At 56.1% G+C, this 18,470-nt stretch carries 11 protein-coding genes; 10 read left to right on the forward strand and 1 reads right to left on the reverse strand.

All coding sequences use genetic code 11. The features are described from left to right. The first annotated feature begins 497 nt into the window (after positions 1–497). The 6 genes from ACYVG7_RS16975 (at position 498) to ACYVG7_RS17000 (ending at position 13,874) form a co-directional block, all read left to right on the forward strand. Positions 498–746, forward strand: a complete 249-nt coding sequence (locus tag ACYVG7_RS16975; RefSeq protein ID WP_460884269.1) for an Lpp/OprI family alanine-zipper lipoprotein — start codon at positions 498–500, stop codon at positions 744–746. Positions 747–967: 221 nt separating this feature from the next. Continuing rightward, entirely contained in the window at positions 968–4,408 is a 3,441-nt protein-coding gene (gene recC / locus ACYVG7_RS16980) for an exodeoxyribonuclease V subunit gamma (protein ID WP_460884270.1), read from the forward strand. Continuing rightward, positions 4,405–7,908 carry an exodeoxyribonuclease V subunit beta gene (gene recB, locus ACYVG7_RS16985; RefSeq protein WP_460884271.1) on the forward strand — a complete coding sequence of 1,168 codons (3,504 nt, stop codon included), beginning with the start codon at positions 4,405–4,407 and terminating at the stop codon, positions 7,906–7,908. Before recC ends, recB begins: the two co-directional genes overlap by 4 nt. Next, positions 7,905–10,013, forward strand: a complete 2,109-nt coding sequence (gene recD / locus ACYVG7_RS16990) for an exodeoxyribonuclease V subunit alpha (RefSeq protein ID WP_460884272.1) — start codon at positions 7,905–7,907, stop codon at positions 10,011–10,013. Before recB ends, recD begins: the two co-directional genes overlap by 4 nt. A gap of 477 nt (positions 10,014–10,490) precedes the next feature. After that, on the forward strand, positions 10,491–12,473 hold the full coding sequence (locus ACYVG7_RS16995; RefSeq protein WP_460884273.1) for a methyl-accepting chemotaxis protein: 1,983 nt from the start codon (positions 10,491–10,493) through the stop codon (positions 12,471–12,473). 9 nt (positions 12,474–12,482) lie between these two features. Next, a complete protein-coding gene (locus tag ACYVG7_RS17000; RefSeq protein ID WP_460884274.1) occupies positions 12,483–13,874 on the forward strand; it encodes an ABC transporter substrate-binding protein in 1,392 nt (463 codons plus the stop codon). A gap of 233 nt (positions 13,875–14,107) precedes the next feature. Here ACYVG7_RS17000 and ispB read toward each other — a convergent pair whose 3' ends face one another. Further along, a complete protein-coding gene (gene ispB / locus ACYVG7_RS17005) occupies positions 14,108–15,079 on the reverse strand; it encodes an octaprenyl diphosphate synthase (RefSeq protein ID WP_460884275.1) in 972 nt (323 codons plus the stop codon). A 253-nt stretch (positions 15,080–15,332) separates the two neighbouring features. Between ispB and rplU the strand changes: the two genes are divergently transcribed. The 4 genes from rplU (at position 15,333) to ACYVG7_RS17025 (ending at position 18,396) form a co-directional block, all read left to right on the forward strand. Further along, entirely contained in the window at positions 15,333–15,644 is a 312-nt protein-coding gene (gene rplU, locus ACYVG7_RS17010) for a 50S ribosomal protein L21 (protein WP_460884276.1), read from the forward strand. Positions 15,645–15,662: 18 nt separating this feature from the next. Then, a complete protein-coding gene (gene rpmA, locus ACYVG7_RS17015; RefSeq protein ID WP_460884277.1) occupies positions 15,663–15,920 on the forward strand; it encodes a 50S ribosomal protein L27 in 258 nt (85 codons plus the stop codon). 178 nt (positions 15,921–16,098) lie between these two features. Then, positions 16,099–17,268, forward strand: a complete 1,170-nt coding sequence (gene cgtA, locus ACYVG7_RS17020; RefSeq protein WP_460884278.1) for an Obg family GTPase CgtA — start codon at positions 16,099–16,101, stop codon at positions 17,266–17,268. A 57-nt stretch (positions 17,269–17,325) separates the two neighbouring features. After that, positions 17,326–18,396, forward strand: a complete 1,071-nt coding sequence (locus tag ACYVG7_RS17025; protein ID WP_460884279.1) for an FUSC family protein — start codon at positions 17,326–17,328, stop codon at positions 18,394–18,396. Positions 18,397–18,470: the final 74 nt, after the last annotated feature.

Here is an 18,470-nt window from a genome sequence, read left to right on the forward strand (position 1 = left end):
AGTCGGTTAGAATACCGGCCTGTCACGCCGGGGGTCGCGGGTTCGAGTCCCGTCCACTCCGCCACTAACAGCAAAGCCCAGACTAACCTCTGGGCTTTTTTGTTTGCAGAATTTTCAGCGATCCAACCATCCAACCGTGTGGTTATCCCGAACAGTGCTCTTATTTCTATATCAGAGAATAAACTGTGCACCAGCTCGGTAATATCAAATCTCCCGCCAGAATCTGCTCGTCGTCCCTTGTGTTGTTTCTTGAAGCTGATATGTTGTCAATTACTGACATATTTTTATTGTTCATCTCGCGGTTAACAAAAGCTTTATTGCCTACAAAATAAGCAAAATAAGTGGAAAAACTCAGTTTTTATTCCATCTGCGACCCTATGCAATTTTTTTCTGCAATTTCAAGGGGTAAAAAGAAAAAAATAGGGCTTCTATTGGGAATAATCTATGCCATACTGCACATGCTTGCCTTATATCTCGCAAGTTACAGGGAGTTATTCATGAACAAATATCAAGTTTTACTGGGCACCGTTGCACTGAGCGCTACTCTGCTGGCTGGTTGTGCTAATACCGACCAACTGAGCGCTGACGTACAAGGCCTGACTACCAAGGTTGACCAACTGGCTGGCGAAGTGAGTGCTCTGCGCTCCGAGCAAACCAAGCTGGCTACCGACGTACAGGAAGCCAAGTCTGAAGCCATCCGTGCAAACCAACGTTTGGACAACATGGCTACTCATTACAAGAAGTAATGAAAATAAAAAGAGTGGCGTAGTTTACTGCGCCACTCTTTTTTTATGCCTGCTCGTTAACTCGTTCATTTTTTAACCATCCCTTCCATCGCGATAGCCTCTCTCCATTTTTCATCGCCAGATAACGCAATTTATTCGTTAGGTATCAGCTGACTAACGTATTTTTCTTTATGATGCTCTCTTCTGCGACCCGGTGCTGACCATCGGAAACTGGAGGCTGCATGTTTTCCGTTTATCACTCCAATCAACTGGATGTTCTCAAGTCTTTGCTGGCCGCATTGATTCGGCGTGAGCCATTGGCTGACCCTTTCGTGGCTGAACAAATCCTGGTGCAGAGCCCTGGGATGGCTCAGTGGCTCAAACAACAGTTAGCCGTAGAGTTCGGTATCGCCGCACGTCTTGAGTTTCCGCTACCTTCTTCATACGTCTGGGGTTTGTTTGCTCAGGTGCTGCCCCAGGTGCCGGTGCAGAATCCATATACCAAATCGGCTATGGCTTGGCGTCTCATGGGCTTGTTATCGTCACTATTGTGCCAACCTGAATTCGAACCATTGCAGATTTATCTTGAGCAGGATGACGATGAACGCAAGCGATACCAATTGAGTCAGCGTATTGCTGACGTCTTCGATCAATATCTGGTTTATCGCCCAGATTGGATTGAAGATTGGGAGTGTGGTGGTTGTCTCGGCGCAGAGCTCCAGTCCTGGCAGCCTATTCTCTGGCGGGCCTTGGTCGCCGCAACCGAGCAGCAGGCATTGCATATTCATCGTGCCAATCTCTTCGAGGCACTGATCCAGACCTTGGATGCAGCCACGGCGTTGCCTGGCTTGCCGCAACGACTGTTCGTATTCGGTATCACCTCGCTACCGCCCCATTATCTCCAAGCCTTGGCGGCATTGGGCAAGCATGTCGAGGTTCATGTCATGCTGACCAATCCCTGTCGTCACTACTGGGGGGACTTGACTGACGATTGGCGTATGGACCAGCGCTGGCTACAACAGCTATTGGCGCAACGCCGAGCTTATCTTGATGCAGACCTCCATCTGAGTGGAGAACATCCACTAGTCGCTGATTCCGGAGCTCTGGAGCGATTGTTTTCCAACTCTGGCGATATGGTTCGGGGTAACCCGTTACTGGTTTCCATGGGCAAGCAGGGGCGGGACTATCACTCGTTGCTGGTTGATCTGCAGCCCAATGAATTTGATGCCTTTGTTGATATCGAGCCGCGCCATGTGCTGAGTACACTACAAGCGGATGTTCTTGAATTGATGGATCGTGGGCGGGAGGGGGAACGTATCGCGTTGGCGGCCGATGATGATTCAGTGCTGATCCATGCTTGCCACAGTCCGCTGCGTGAAATTGAAGTGCTGCACGATGCGCTATTGGCCCGATTTGCCGCCAACCCGGAACTCAAGCCGCGGGATGTGGTGATCATGGTGGCGGACATCAATAGCTATAGCCCATTTATCCAGGCGGTATTTGGTGCCGCTGTTGCTGAGCGTCATATCCCGTTTTCAATCTCCGACCGCTCTGCCCAACAGGAGAGCCCGCTGCTGCAGAGTTTTTTAACGTTACTGCATTTGCCGGATCTGCGTTGTAGTGCGCCGGAGTTGGTCAGTTTGCTCGCCGTTCCGGAGGTCATGGCGGCGCAGGATCTGGATGAAAGCGCTTTGGCACAGATGCAGGCATGGGTGCGGGATTCGGGCATCCGCTGGGGTTTGGATCCTCAGGATGCGCAGCGCTTCGAGCTGCCATGGATGCCTGCCAATACATGGCAAGATGGCATGCAACGCATGTTGCTTGGTTTTGCCATGGCGGATGAGGCGCCTTTTGCCAATATATTGCCCTACCTGGAAATCGAGGGACAGGATGCCCAGCGGTTGGGGCGTTTGAGCCATTTCCTGACGCGCTTGCGCTGGTTGCGGGATCAGTTGCCGCTGGCTCGCGATGTCGATGCCTGGGGGGAGCTCATCGATCGGGTGTTGCTGGAGTTTTATCGGGTTGACGAGGAGGGAGAAGCTCAGCTGGAACAAATCCGCCTCGCCATGGCTCGGCTACGCGAGCAGTTACATAATGTCGCCTATCAACAGCCGCTATCTCTGGCGGTATTGCGTGATTATCTGCAGGGCGAATTGACCAACCAGCGTTCAGGCCAACAATTCCTGGCGGGACGAGTTAATTTTTGTACCTTGATGCCGATGCGTTCGATCCCTTTCAAGGTTGTTGGTTTGTTGGGAATGAATGATGGTGTCTATCCCCGGGCGGTTCCCCCGCTCGGATTTGATCTAATGGCTGAGGCGCCGCGCCGGGGCGACCGCTCACGTCGAGAAGATGATCGTTATCTATTTCTCGAAGCCTTACTGGCGGCAGAGCAGCATCTGCACATTTCGTATGTTGCTCGTAGTGCCCAGGACAATAGCCACAAAGAGCCTTCGGTCTTGGTGGCAGAGCTGCTGGATTATTGTGAATCGGCCTTCATTATTCCCGGGATGGATCCCGATGATGAGGTGGCGTTGCGGGCGGCTATTCGCCAGCACCTGATCCGTGAACAGGCACTGGTTCCCTATGATGCCCGCTATTTCAGGGTCGATAGCCCTACCTCCTACGCCGCAGAGTGGAGCCATGCTTTGCCGGGTGATACCCAACTTCCTCGTTTCTTTTCGACACCGCTCCCACTGCCCGATGAGTGGCAACAGCAGCCAGAGCTGGAGTTGGCGGATCTATTGCGTTTTTTCCGGCATCCGGTTGCCGGTTTTTTCGAGCGCAGGCTACGGGTTCAGTTCCGCTCTCAGGAAGAATCACAAGCAGAAGATGAGCCCTTTGCGGCTGATGCATTGGAAAGCTACCTGCTGAAACAATCCTTACTGGAGGCGCGGCTTCAGGCGCCCGATGGTCAGGCGCTGGCGCAATTGAAAATCCGGTTGCGGCTCTCGGGTCAGTTACCGGTTGGCGCCTTTGGCGAATTACTGCTGGAAACCAGTGAGGCGGGGATCGCTCCTTTGTGTGAGGCGTTGCAGCCACTATTGTCAGCTGAACCACAACGGCACCTGGTCCAGTTGCATTTCCCGCTGCTTTACCTCCCATCCGTGGAACCTAGCGTGACGAGTCAAGGTTGGTTGCTGGGATCTGTGGCTGGTATCCATCAGGGCTGTCTGATCCGCTACCGCCCCGGCGCTTTTGCCATCCCCCAGCTGTTGCGCGCCTGGATTGAACATCTGGCCTGGTGTGCGAGTGCTGGCGAGCCGCCGCAGGCCAGTCAGTTATTGGGGCTTCAGGATCGCTGGCAACTGATGCCGCTGAGTGCGGAATCGGCGCGCGGCCATTTGGCGGACCTGATGGGAGCTTATTTGGTCGGCTTGACGCGCCCTCTGCCCTTGTTATTGCGCGTGGGATGGGTTTGGTTGCAGCAGGCGGGAGCGTTAGGCGAAGGGCAGCAGGGGGAGCGCCAGTGGCAGCGAAGTGAGGATCCGCAGCGCTTGGCGATTGCCGCGCAGAAAATGCAGCAGCAATTTGAGGGTGATAGTTTTAATCCGGGCGAAGTGGAGGATGTCTACATTCGCCGAGTGTTCCCGCGCTGGGATGCCCAGTTACAAGACGAAGTGTCGGAGTGGAGTGAACGTCTATTGGCACCGCTTTACGCTCATCTGGAGGCCGAGTCATGAGCCAGAATCTGGATATCCTGACCTTTCCGCTGCGCCAGGAGCGCTTGATTGAGGCCAGTGCCGGCACCGGCAAGACCTATACCATCACAGGTCTCTATTTGCGCTTGTTGTTGGGGCATGGCGATGCGGCATCAGGCTTTGGCGCGCCCGAGCCTTTACCCTTGCCGGTCGACAAGATTCTGGTCGTGACCTTTACCGAAGCGGCGACCGCCGAGTTACGGGAGCGCATCCTGAGCCGGATCCGTCAGGCGCGGCGGGCATTCGAACTCGGCGTTAGCGAGGATCCACTGCTTGCGAGCTTGCTTGCGGATGTGGCGGATCAAGCATTGGCCTGCCGTTTGTTGCTAACCGCAGAGCGCCAGATGGATGAGGCCGCGATCTTCACGATCCATGGTTTTTGCCAGCGCATGCTCACCCGCAATGCGTTTGAATCCGGTGCTTTGTTCGAGACCGAGTTTGTCACCGATGATGCGCGTTTACGCTTCGAGGCGGTGGCGGACTACTGGCGACAGCATTGCTATGGCTTGTCGTTACCCTTGGCGCGCGCGGTGCGGGCGCAGTGGGCCGAGCCGGCGGCATTGCTCAACGAGTTGGCGCCCCATTTGGCGAGCCCGGATCTAGTTTGTCTGGGGGGCGGAGAATCCCTGATCGAGCGTCATACGGCCATTTTGCAACGGATCTCCGAGGTGAAAACGCTGTGGCTGCAATCGGCCCCGGATCTCGCGGCGCTGATTGCCAATTCGGGGGTCGATAAGCGTAGTTACTCCAGTAAAAATCTGCCGAACTGGCTGGCTCAAGTCGGGGAGTGGGCCCGGAGTCCGACCGAGGATTACCAGCTGAGTGACAAGCTGTCGCGGTTTGGCCAAGGCTTGCTGATCGCCAAGAGTCCGAAAGGCAATCCACCGCAGCATCCCCTGTTTGTGGCGATCGATGCCTTGATGGCACAACCATTGGGGATCCGGGATGTGATCCTCGCCCAGGCGCTGGTCGAGGTGCGAAGTCGCATCCAGCAGGCCAAGGGGCGCAAGCAGTTGCTAGCATTTGACGATCTGTTGAGCGGTCTGGCGATGGCGTTGAGCGGTGCTCACGGCGATCCCTTGGCGCGACGGATCCGAGAGCTGTATCCGGTGGCGATGATCGACGAGTTTCAGGATACCGATCCCCAGCAATACCGGATCTTCAGCCGGCTCTATGCCGGGCAAGCCAGTTGTGGCCTGTATCTGATCGGCGATCCCAAACAGGCGATTTACGGTTTCCGTGGCGCCGATATCTTCACCTATATGGAGGCCAAACGGCAGGTCGCGGCGCATTACACCCTGGAAACCAACTATCGCTCCACGGCGGGTCTGGTGGCTGCGGTCAACGGCCTGTTTGCCCAGAGTGCCGCACCGTTTATCTATGATCGCGACATCCCTTTTCTACCGGTCAAGGCCAAAGGCAAAACACACGCTTTTACCCTGCAAGGGCAGCCGGTAGCGCCTTTGCTGTGGTGCGAGGAGGCCAGTGATGGGCCTTTGGCGGCTGGTCTATACCGGCAAAAATTAGTCATCGCCTGCGCCACCCAGATCCATCAGTGGTTGGTGGCGGCCCAACAGCAGCAAGCCTGGATCGGGGAGCGACCATTACAACCCGGGGATATTGCCATCCTCGTTCGCACCGGTACCGAGGCCACCCTGGTCCGCCGTGCATTGCGCCGACTGGGGATCGGCAGTGTCTATTTGTCGAATCGGGATTCGGTACTGGCCAGTCAAGAGGCACACGATCTGCTGCGGATCCTTGAGGCCTGCCTGGCCCCTGGAGATGAGGTGCGGGTGCGCAGTGCCATGGCAACAGCATTACTCGGCTGGAGTGCCAACCAGTTGGCGGCCCTCAATGCCGATGAGCTGCAATGGGAGGCCATTGTCGAGCAGTTTCGCGAGGGTGCTGTGCGTTGGCAGCGACAGGGCGTGCTGCCGATGATTCGGCACTTTCTGTTTAGTCACCAGATCCCCGCCCGCTTGCTGATCGAAGAGGAGGGTGAGCGCCGTTTGACCGATGCCTTGCATGTAGCCGAGCTGTTACAGCAGGCGGCTGCAACCTTGCCCGGTGAACATGCACTGCTGCGCTGGTTACGGGAACAGCTGGCTGCGCCCGACGGCAATGCCGACGAGCAGAAGTTGCGGCTGGAATCGGAACGGCGCTTGGTTCAGGTGGTCACGATCCACAAGTCCAAGGGGCTGGAATATCCGTTGGTCTTGCTGCCATTTATTGCCGATTGGCGGCCCAGCCAATTGGCCCGCTACCACGAGGGCAACCGAGTGGTCTGGGATCTGCTCAATACTGAGGCGGCGTTGGTGCAGGCCGAGCAGGAGCGACTGGCCGAGGATCTACGGTTGTTATATGTGGCGCTGACCCGGGCTGAGTATCTCACCTGGTTGGGGGTTGCCGAGGTGAAGAATACCAAGGCGCAGCTGCCTTCGGCGCTACGTTATCTGCTGTGCGGTACCGATGCGCAACCGACGATGGCGGCCCGGTTGACGGCCTTACAAGCGCAGATCCCCGGACTGCAGCAAGTAGAGACACTCGCGTGGCCGGATGAGGGCTATCAGGATGCGCAGCCACCGTTGCCGCAACGTGCGGTGCGGCGCTTCCAGCGAGCTCTGGAGCGCAACTGGTGGGTGACATCCTACACGGCGCTCTCGGCCCATGGTCCGCAGCCAGCCAATCGCATCGCCAATGGTTTGACATCTCCGGTACCTCCGGTGTCGGCTGTTGCGGAGAAGCGCTACGATCGGTTTGATTTTCCCCGCGGTGCTCGACCAGGGACCTTTCTGCACAGCCTCTTTGAAGGGTTGGATTTTGCCATTCAGCCCGGAGCGGAACTCGATGCCTGGATTGATAGTCGGCTACAGGGCATACAGCTGGCGACCGATTGGCAACCGGAGCTCTGGCGTCCGGTGCTGCAACAATGGGTCGCCGATGTCGTGGCGGCACAATTGCAACCCGGGCTGGCACTACGGGATATTCCCGCTGCACGTTGTCTGGCCGAGATGGAGTTTTTGCTGCCGGTCGCGGAGCTGGATGCCAACCGGCTCAATCAACTGTTGCGGCAACAGGATGCTCTGTCCGCGCAGGCGCATCCCCTGAGTTTTACCACCTTGCAGGGGATGCTGAAGGGGTTCATGGATTTAGTGTTTGAGCATCAAGGGCGTTTCTATGTGTTGGATTACAAGTCTAATCACCTGGGTGATAGTGCGGATGCCTATGGGCCGGATGCGCTGCAGCAGGCCATGATCCAGCATCGCTATGATCTGCAATACCAGCTCTATACCTTGGCATTACATCGCTATCTGGCGAGCCGCTTGCCCGATTATGACTATGAACGACATATCGGCGGTGTTTTCTACCTGTTCTTGCGCGGTATGCAGGCGGATAGTTCCCAGGGGATCTTTTTTACCCGTCCGGAGCCAGCGTTGATTCACGCTCTGGATCGGTTATTTGCCGGAGAGGTATCGCCATGACGGCGTTTATGATGGCCTCGATCGAGGAGTTACTTCCGCAGCAAGGCGCGCTCTGGTCCCGTTTGACGGCAGAGGCTGTCTGGCGACCGATTGATCGGGAGCTCAGCCACTTTTTGCTGCGTTTGAATGCACAACTGGCAGGGGCGGATGAGCCAGCTTTCGGTCTGTGCCTGGCATTGCTCAGCCATGAGCTCGGGGATGGACATGTGTGCCTCAGCCTTAAGGCCATTCCCGAGCGCCTAGAGGGTCTGGGACTGAGTCATTGGCAGCACGAGTTGGGCGCTCTCGCCACGCTGGCCGAGCGCTTACAGGCAATACCGCTGGTCGTTGCGCCAAGCCAGGGCGCGCTACCCACTCGGCCATTGGTCCTGGATGCCGGACGTCTGTACTTGGCGCGCTATTATCACTTCGAAGCCCGTGTGGCGGCTTGGTTGACTGCGGCTAGCATGGAGCCGCTCGTTGCACCGGTACCTGTTGAGCAGTTAGCCCATCGACTGGACATGCTGTTTCGGCCCGATGCTCAACGGTTGCTAATGGCATGGGCCGAGGTGGCCCATCAGGGGGGAGCCTGTGCCGAGTTTGCTCAGCGCTGGCTGGATGTGCGGGAGGATGTGACCCTGGACTGGTCGCTGTTGGCACAGATCCTAGATAGCAGTACCCCTGAGACACTGTATGCCCGATTAACTGAACTCGTACCATCCACCGCTTGCCTGAATGGCCAGAAGCTGGCGGTCGCGACCGCCAGCTGTGGACGTTTTACCCTGATCTCCGGCGGTCCAGGTACCGGCAAAACGACCACGGTCGCCCGCTTGCTGGTGCTATTGCAGCAGTTGGCGTTGAGCCAAGCCGAGGGGGCGCCGTTGATGATCCGTCTGGCGGCCCCGACCGGTAAGGCGGCGGCACGCCTGACCGAGTCCTTGGGGCGGGCGTTGGATGAGTTAGCCCCTCGCCTAGAGGCGTCCATGCTTGACACCTTACCTCGGCAAGCCAGTACCCTACACCGCTTGCTGGGGGTGATCCCGGGAAGCCATGAATTCCGGCACCATGCCGATAATCCGTTGGCGTTGGATGTATTGGTGGTAGATGAAGCCTCGATGGTGGATCTTCCTATGATGGCGCGGCTATTGGCGGCGTTGCCACCCTCGGCCCGACTGATCCTGCTGGGTGACAAGGATCAGTTGGCATCAGTAGAGGCGGGGGCCGTGCTGGGAGATATTTGCCAATTGCTGCAGCAAGCGCCGAGTCAAGCCCAGGTGCAGTGGCTGCAGGCGGTGACCGGTTATGCGCTGGAGTCACCGACGGTTCCCCATGCATTACCGCTGCGTGACCGGCTTTGTTGGTTGCGCAAGAGCTGGCGCTTTCATGCTGGCTCGGGGATCGGCCGTCTGGCCGAGGCGATTAATCAGGGGGATCGGCAAGGCTTGACGCGGGTGTTAGGCAGCGGATTTGCCGATATTCAGTTGCATGCCGATAGCGAGCTCCGACAGACACTATTACAGCGGGCCGTGAGTGGATATGCCGAATATCTGGCTCTGGCGCGAGGTCCGATGGATTCTCCGATGGCCAAATCCATGCTGGATGCCTTTCAGCAGACGCGGGTGCTCTGTGCCCTTCGCGAAGGCGAGTGGGGTGTCAGCGGTCTCAACCTGGCTATTCTTCAGGCTTTGTCACGGCAAGGGCTGCTACAACCGGATGCGGAGTGGTATGTCGGACGGCCGGTGATGATAGTGCGGAACGACCACAGCCTTGGACTCTATAACGGTGACATTGGCATTGCCGCTCACGATGGCGAACGGTTGCGCGTCTGGTTTGAACTTCCCGATGGTCGGGTGCAGGGCTTCTTGCCCAGTCGTCTGCCGGAGCATGAAACAGCATTGGCGATGACGGTGCACAAGTCCCAAGGCTCGGAGTTTGCCCAGACCCTGCTGGTGTTGCCCGAACAGGATAACCCAGTGCTGACTCGCGAGCTGCTGTATACCGGTGTAACCCGGGCTAAACAACGCCTGGAGTTATTTGGCAGTGAGGCGCTGCTGGTGCGCATTGTTCTACGTCCGACCGAACGTAACAGCGGCTTGAGGGCCATGCTTGAGCGTTCGGGGCGATAGATCATCCGGCACCGCCATATGTTGCAACCGATACAGGCAGCGTGAGTGCACCTACGATGTGAACTCACTCGGTTTGGTGACCTTCTGCTTGCCTAGGTGGCTGATGCTGGAAAGGCCTCCGAGGGCTGGGGCTGTTGTTAGCTGTTTAGCATTTCAGTTCCTGGGCTATGCTGTCGCATATCATGGTGTATGTTCTATTTTTTAGTCCGCTCATGCTTGCTCTTCAGTCTCGGGACGCGGCGGGCCGCTCCCCGAGGCTGTGTTTCCTCACCTCCTCTGCCGCATGATTGTCTACACTTGGGATAGTCGGAGCCTCATGCGACCAAGGGTTTCGATAGAGTATTAGTGCGTGGGCGTTATGCGCCCACAGTATGTTCTGGTGCACAGATAGACTCTGAATCATTTGCAAACAATTTCAGCATCTGAATGATGCGCTTGTTCCATTTCAATCATTCACTTATATCAAGGGAAGACGTGATGACCCTTTCAATCGTCCAACGCATCAAGGCCGGATTTGCGCTGTTGTTGTTGTTGTTGTTGTTGATCTTGGGTGGCATCAGCTACCTGCAGACCACGGGTATTCATAATCAGCTCAAGCAGGTGACCGAGAAGGCAACACCGCTGGCGATGACCACGACGCGCTTGCGCGAAGCCTTGTTGCTGGCCAATCGCTATACCCTGGCTCATCTGAGCAATCGGCAGGCGACGGCGCTACCGGCATTGCGACAACAGTATGATCAGAGCAAACAACTCTACAGTCAGCAGCTTCAAGAGATGGTGGCTTTTGCGCTGCAAGGCTCGGAGCTGAGTCGACTCGAGGCCGTACAAAAGTTGGCGCCTCAGGTCTTCGGGATGGCGGAAAAGATGATGGGGTTGCATCAGCAACAGGTGGAGCTGGAGGCTCGCCTGATGGGGATGCGCAATCAGTTTTTGCGGCTGGATGACTCTTATCGCTCGGCGGCCGATTTGTTGCTGCAATTTACTTCCAGCAAACGCTCTTTGCATAACAAGGCTGAATTGATCACGAGCGGCATAGCGCGGGATATCAAACAGATCCAACGCACGGATGCAAATACGGATCTGCTCTCGCTGGAAAAGGTACTGGCCAAAGATATCGAGATTGCCAGCAAGCGCCTGGAAAATATCGTTGTGCCTGATGATGTGAAACAGCGCTTTAGTCGCAATGTCGAGCTGCTTAAGAAGTTGGCATTCGGCGAGCAGGGCTTGATCCGCACGCTGGTGCAAGACCAGCAACTGACCCGGGAGGTTCTGGCGGCGCAAGCTGAGCTGGATCGACTCTCCAATCAGGTCAATCAGGAGTTACAGGCACTCATCGACGTGACCAGTCAAAGCGTGCAAGCCGATAAGGCTCGTGCGGCAAGTGCTGTGCAGAATGCCATCTTCTGGATCCTGTTGGTGTCTGCCGCCTCGGCTGGCGTGGCTTTGCTGGTGGCCTGGTCATCGGCGCGCAGCATTCAACGTCCTTTGCAATTGTTCAACCAGGAACTCTCGTTGATGGCGCAGGGGGATATGACCCGGCGTATCAATTATCGCAGCCAGGATGAGTTCGGTGCCTTGTCTCGCTCCATTGATCAGCTGGCCAGCAACACCGATACGCTGTTGGTCGAGATCCGTAACGGCTCCGAACATCTGGTGGCGGAAACCGAACGCACGGCCCAGATCAGTGAGCGCGCGATGGCGCGGGTTCAGGATCAAAAGAGTCAGACCGATCAGGTGGCCGCGGCCATTACCGAGCTGGAGGTGAGTGCCACCGAGGTTGCGCGCTCTACCGAAAATGCGCGCAATCAAGTGGATCAGGCCAATGATGAAACCCGTCAGAGCCGGAATCTGGTGATTAATAACCGGCAGCGCATCGAACATCTGGCGGAAGAGATCGAAGCCGCTGTCGGCATCACCCGGAAGCTGGATGGGTTCAGTGGCAACATTGGCAGCATTCTGGACGTCATCCGTGGCATTGCCGAGCAAACCAATTTGCTGGCCTTGAACGCCGCGATTGAGGCGGCGCGGGCTGGTGATGCAGGCCGTGGCTTTGCCGTCGTCGCCGATGAGGTCCGGGCTTTGGCTAATCGCACCCAGCAGTCGACGGAAGAGATCCAGTCCATGATCCACAATCTGCAGGCATCGAGTAACGATGTGGTCTCGGTGATGGGGCGCAGTCATGAGCAGACGCGGTTGTGTGTGCAACAAACCCGGGATACCGAAGAGGCGTTACAAATTGTGACGCAGCGGATGGAAGCCATCAAGGAGATGACCGATCAGGTCGCCCATGCGGCCGCAGAGCAGATCTCGGTCAGCCAAGGTGTCGCCCAGCATATTTCGGGAATAGCCGACGTGGCCCACGAAACTGAAATCGCATCACGGGATTCGGCATCCAGCAGTGATGTGCTGGCTGAGCTGGCGGCGACACAACAACAACTCATCGCGCGTTTCAAGGTTTAGGAGAGGGATATGCTGAAAGTATGTAGTACAATACTGGCTCTTGGCTTGAGCTGTTCGGCAGCAGCCACTGAACTGGTGATTGAAACCTGGCGTATCGATGATGCCGCGTTGTGGAAGGAGCAAATTCTGCCCCGCTTCCATGCCAAACATCCGGATATCAATGTCACCCTGGCGGCGGTCAGCGCCAGCGAATATCAAACTACCGTCAGCCAGCGGTTGACGGAGGGGCAGGCTGGCGATCTGATTAGCTGTCGGCCCTATGATGAGTCCCTGCAACTGTTCAAGAACGGGTATCTGGAAGATCTGACCGATCTGGAAGGGATGGAGAACTTTCCCAGCTTTGCCAAGGCTGCCTGGCAAACGGATACCGGAGCACAAACCTTCTGCTTGCCGATTGCTTCGGTGATCCAGGGCTTTTATTACAACCTGGATATTTTCAAAACCTTAGGGCTCGATGTTCCCAAGACACGGGAGCAATTTTTTGCAGTGATGGAAAAGGTCAAAGCCGACGGCCGTTATCAGCCCCTGGCGTTGGCGGCGCATGATAACTGGGTGGTCTCCGAGTTGGGATTCCAGAACATAGGGCCGAACTATTGGCATGGTGAAGATGGACGGCTGGCGTTGATTGAGGGGAAAGCCCGGTTGACGGATCCGGCCTATGTGGCGGTATTTGACGAACTCGCGCGCTGGTCGCCTTATCTGGGCAATGCTCCGGGGGATGTGACCGAGGCGCAAGCTGTCGAGGCGTTTCAATCCGGGAAGGCGGCCATGATAGTGGCGGGCTCCTGGGCGATCAGCCAGTTTGATGGCAAGGTCAATTTCGGCGCTTTTCCTCCTCCTGTGGCTAAGGATGGGGATGCCTGCTATTTCACCGACCATACCGATATCGGGATTGCGATCAATGCCAAGAGCAAGAACAAAGAGGCGGCTCGCCAGTTGCTGGAGTGGATGGCCAGTGCTGAATTCGCCGAGTTGTACTCCAATGCGGTGCCTGGATTCTTCTCGCTCTCCAACCATTTTTTCGAGCTGAAAAATCCGGTGGCCAGCACCATGATGAGCTGGCGCGATAGTTGTGATTCCACCATCCGTGTGGCAGCACAAATTCTGTCACGGGGGGAGCCATCGTTGGGCCAGCAGTTGAATGACGTATCGCAACAGGTTGTACTCGGGACTCTGACGCCACAGGCGGCCACGACGCAACTGCAACAGAGTCTGGCGGCTTGGTATGCGCCCCAGCAAGCTGCTGCCAACAGTAGTGCTGTGGAATGCCAACCGGCTGTACTCGCCAGTCCGGTATCAGGCGCTGTCAGCAGTGCGGCTACGACAGAGGCTGCAGCTTTGGATGCGGCAGAAGAGGCCTTGCTGGGAGCTGCGAGCTCGGCTACCCCTACGGCTCCTTGAGCCACAGGCAGAGGACCGACTCGATTAGTTGAAAATAAAGAGGCGTGAATAAAAACAGGGAGCGCATTTTTGGCGCTCCCTGTTTTTATGGTTCTCTTTCCAGCTCGCGCTGGATAACCCCGTTGGTCGGAGGAGAGACGGTTACAAGGCCGCTCGGACCCTGATGCTATACCCCATTCGGGCTTGAGACTGTGGGGGCGTTAAGGCGAATGCGCTAACTAAATTCAAACGAGCTAACTGATGCGGGCAACGGCCATATCCGCCAGCTCATACAGCGCTTGCCGGTAATGACCTGCCGGCAGGATATCCAGTGCGGCCTTGGCTTTTGCCGCCTCTTCCTGGGCTCGACGCTGGCTGTAATCGATGGCACCGGTTTGGGTGAGAATGTTCAGTATTTCATCAAGCCGCTCCAGCCCATTGCGTTCGACGATGGCCTCGACCAGAAGTGCTCGTTGCTGATCATTCGCCTGCTGGATGGCATAGATGAGCGGTAGGGTCGGTTTGCCTTCGGCCAAGTCATCACCAACGTTTTTACCCATTTCGGTACTGGCCGAGGTGTAATCCATCACATCATCAATGATCTGGAAGGCGGTACCCAGATAGCGACCGTAATCTTGCATCGCCCGTTCGAGCTCGGGGGTACTGCCACACAAGACGGCGCCGAGACGAGTGGCGGCCTCGAACAGTTTGGCTGTCTTGCAATAAATGACCTGAAAATAACTTTCTTCAGTGGTTGAGGGATCGTTGCAGTTCATCAACTGCATGACCTCACCTTCGGCAATGATGTTGGTGGTTTCGGCCAGGATTTCCATGATCCGCAGATTGCCGAGCTCCGCCATCATCTGGAAAGAGCGGGTATGCAGAAAATCGCCGACCAACACGCTGGCGGCATTGCCAAACAGTGCATTGGCGGTATCACGACCACGCCGCAGCTCCGATTCATCAACCACATCATCGTGCAGCAGTGTGGCGGTATGAATGAACTCGATGATGGTGGCCAGTTTGATGTGTTGATCGCCGTCGTAACCGAGAGCACGAGCTGCCAGTACAGCCAACAGAGGACGCATGCGCTTGCCGCCCCCATTGACGATATACACGCCAAGTTGATTGATGAGTGCAACATCAGACTGAAGACGCTGTAGGATGAGCGCATTCACCGCTTGCATATCATCGGCAGAAATCGCGCGAATTGCGTGTTGATCCATAACTATCGATACTAAGTCCTGATGAGGGCTCGGAGATGCCGAATTCGTGTTTCCCGATTCTACATGAATTGTTAAGCTAATGCAGTGTCCGGTGTTATCCGCTGCTTCAACCTAGCGGTGATCACAATATGATCTTTTCCTGAAATGGGCCTTGCCTCACCCAGGCAAGTTGCGTAGAATGCGCGCCCATTGTCATCTAGTTTTTTGTGCATCGTCTGCAAGGCAGAGTGGGTGCCCAATTCGGAGTTTAAACATGTACGCTGTTATCCTAAGTGGCGGCAAGCAACACCGTGTAGCTGAAGGCCAGGTTATCCGCCTGGAGAAGCTGGAAGCTGAAACCGGTGTTACCGTAGAATTCGATAAAGTTCTGATGGTTGCCCAAGGCGAAGAAGTGAAGGTCGGTGCACCATACGTTGCCGGCGGTAAGGTTCTGGCTGAAGTTGTGGCTCATGGCCGTGGCGAGAAGGTCAAGATCGTCAAGTTCCGTCGTCGTAAGCATCACCGTAAAGAGATGGGCCACCGTCAGTGGTTCACCGAAGTCAAGATCACTGGCATCACTGCCTAATACTGAGGAGACCATCAAATGGCACATAAAAAGGCTGGCGGTTCTTCCCGCAACGGTCGTGACTCCGAAGCCAAACGCCTGGGCGTGAAGCGTTTCGGTGGTGAAACTGTATTGGCGGGTAGCATTATCATCCGTCAACGTGGCACCAAGTTCCACGCTGGTGAAAACGTAGGTTGTGGTAAAGACCACACCTTGTTTGCAAAGGCGGAAGGCAAGGTCAAATTCGAAGTTAAAGGCCCGAACAATCGTAAGTTTGTCAGCATCGTTGCTGAGTAATTTGCGCTGAAGGCTCGAAAGGCCCTGCCCTATGGCAGGGCCTTTTGTTTTACTGCCGCTGACCATCAGCGGTTGGTCGTTCAGACCGAATCATCGCCTATCGGACGCATCGCGGTAATCGTTCCTGATCTCTATAATTGCACCATAAGCTTGAGCTGGGTGCGGGAGTTGTAAAAGTATGAAATTTGTTGATGAAGTTCAGGTCCGTATCGAGGCGGGTGACGGCGGCAATGGCTGCGTCAGCTTCCGCCGAGAAAAATATATCCCGAACGGTGGTCCGGATGGTGGTGATGGTGGTGATGGTGGTGATGTTTATCTGCTAGCTGATGAAAACCTGAACACCCTGATCGATTTCCGATTCGAGCGCTTCCATGCCGCCCAGCGCGGCGAGAATGGCCGTGGAGCCAACTGTACCGGCGCGCGCGGTCAGGATCTGGTCTTGAAAGTCCCTGTCGGTACTCGCTCTGTCGATGAAGATACCGGCGAAGTGTTGGGGGATTTGACCCAGCACGGCCAGAAATTGATGGTGGCCAAAGGCGGCTTCCATGGTCTGGGCAATACCCGATTCAAGAGTTCGGTCAATCGTGCGCCGCGGCAAAAAACTATGGGCACGCCCGGTGAGCATCGCAATTTGCGCATGGAACTGCTGTTGCTGGCGGATGTGGGTCTGCTCGGTATGCCGAATGCCGGTAAATCCACTTTTATCCGTGCTGTCTCGGCGGCGCGTCCCAAGGTTGCCGATTATCCGTTTACCACCCTGGTGCCAAATCTGGGCGTGGTGCGGATGCGCTCTGAAAAATCATTCGTGGTTGCGGATATTCCGGGTTTGATTGAAGGCGCCGCTGAAGGTGCCGGGCTGGGTATTCGTTTCCTGAAGCACCTCGAGCGCTGCCGGGTTCTGCTGCATCTGGTGGATATTCTGCCGCCGGACGAGTCCGACCCGGCCGTGAGTGCCACCACCATTATCCACGAGTTGGAAAAATACAGTCCTGAGTTGGCGGCCAAGCCCCGGTGGTTGGTGTTCAACAAGTTGGATCTGGTGCTGGAAGAGGAAGCGGACGCCATCATCGAACGAGTGGTGCGGGAAATGGCCTGGGAAGGTCCTGTCTATCGTATTTCCGCATTTGACAAACAGGGTACCGACCCGATTTGTTATGACATCCTCAAACTGCTGGAAAGCATGCCGAAGCCGAGTGAATTGGCGGCGCAGCAACCGGAACGGGTTGAGTTCAAGTGGGATGATTACCACAAGGAACAACTGGCTCAGGTTGCCGAAGAGGATGCTGATGACGACGATGATGATTGGGATGAAGATGACTACGATGTAGAAGTCATTTACACCCGTTGATACCGCCAATCCCTCCTCCTGCTCTGCAGGGGAGGGATTGTCTTTTCAGGTGCCTGCATGTCTGTTTTTTCCCCTGCTTCCCGCTTTGAAACCCTGATTTACCGGCATATCCGCGTCATTCATGTGATCAAAATTTCACTCGCGCTATTGATCGCTCACCTGCTGAATCTGCTCTATCCAGTACCTTATCTGGCCTGGACCTCGGTGACGATCGTCATCATCATGCTGACCTTGCCTCAGGTCGGGGGAGCCTTGGAAAAGTCGATCCAGCGCATTATCGGTACCCTGTTTGGGGCTGCGTACGGGATCCTGATCCTCTATCTGACCCAGGATCCTTGGCTCAGTGGTCTTCTGGCACTGCTGGCCATCGCCTTTATCACTTGGCGTGCCAGTGGCAAGATGAGTTACGCCTATCTGGTGGCCGGTTTTACCCTGATGATAGTGCTGGATGGTGGCGATCAGGGCATGCAGGAGGCCATATGGCGTACGGCGACCATTTTATTGGGCTGCGCGATCGCTATTCTGGTCTCCCAGTGTGTCTTGCCACTGCGGGCGCGCAATGAATGGCGCTGGCTGCTGGCACAGTCCCTGCGAGGCATGTCCCATCTCTGGCAGAGTCACCTGTCGCCGAACGTACATAAACCCCTGCAAACCCGCGGACGTATCAAGCAGCTACAGAAAACAGTACAACGACAGCGTGGTTTGCTGAATTCGGTCCGCATGGAAAGTCGGAGTCTCAGGCCTTATGGCAAAGAGCTGGAGGCTCTGGTGGAGGTTCAGGAACGTTGCCTGCTACTGCTGGAGCTCTTGGCGCAGAGCCGCTGGGAGAACAGTGCTAGCGCTCAGGCGATTCAGCAGCAATATGCCATCAGCGTCCAGGCCAGGACTCTGGGTGAGCGCTTAACGGCATTTAGCCGTTTCTGTGCCGGTGAACAGCTCGAGCTTCCGGAAGCGGCTTCCGAGGATGGCCTGAAGCTCAAGCAGATGATGCTGAGCAGTCTGGAACAGCAACAGAGCCATTCCCTGAATGCCTATGGTTATGGCTGGTTGATTTACCAGACCAGCCTGCAGATCACCCTGTTGGAGAAATTGATCCGCGGCCTGGCCGTGAGCCGGAATGATCCTTGATATCGATTAACGAACCGTAGGGCGAATGTCGTTATAATCGCCAGCAGAGATCCGTCCTCAGCACACTTTCAGGG

It is taken from the genome of Pseudaeromonas pectinilytica (genome assembly GCF_054780855.1).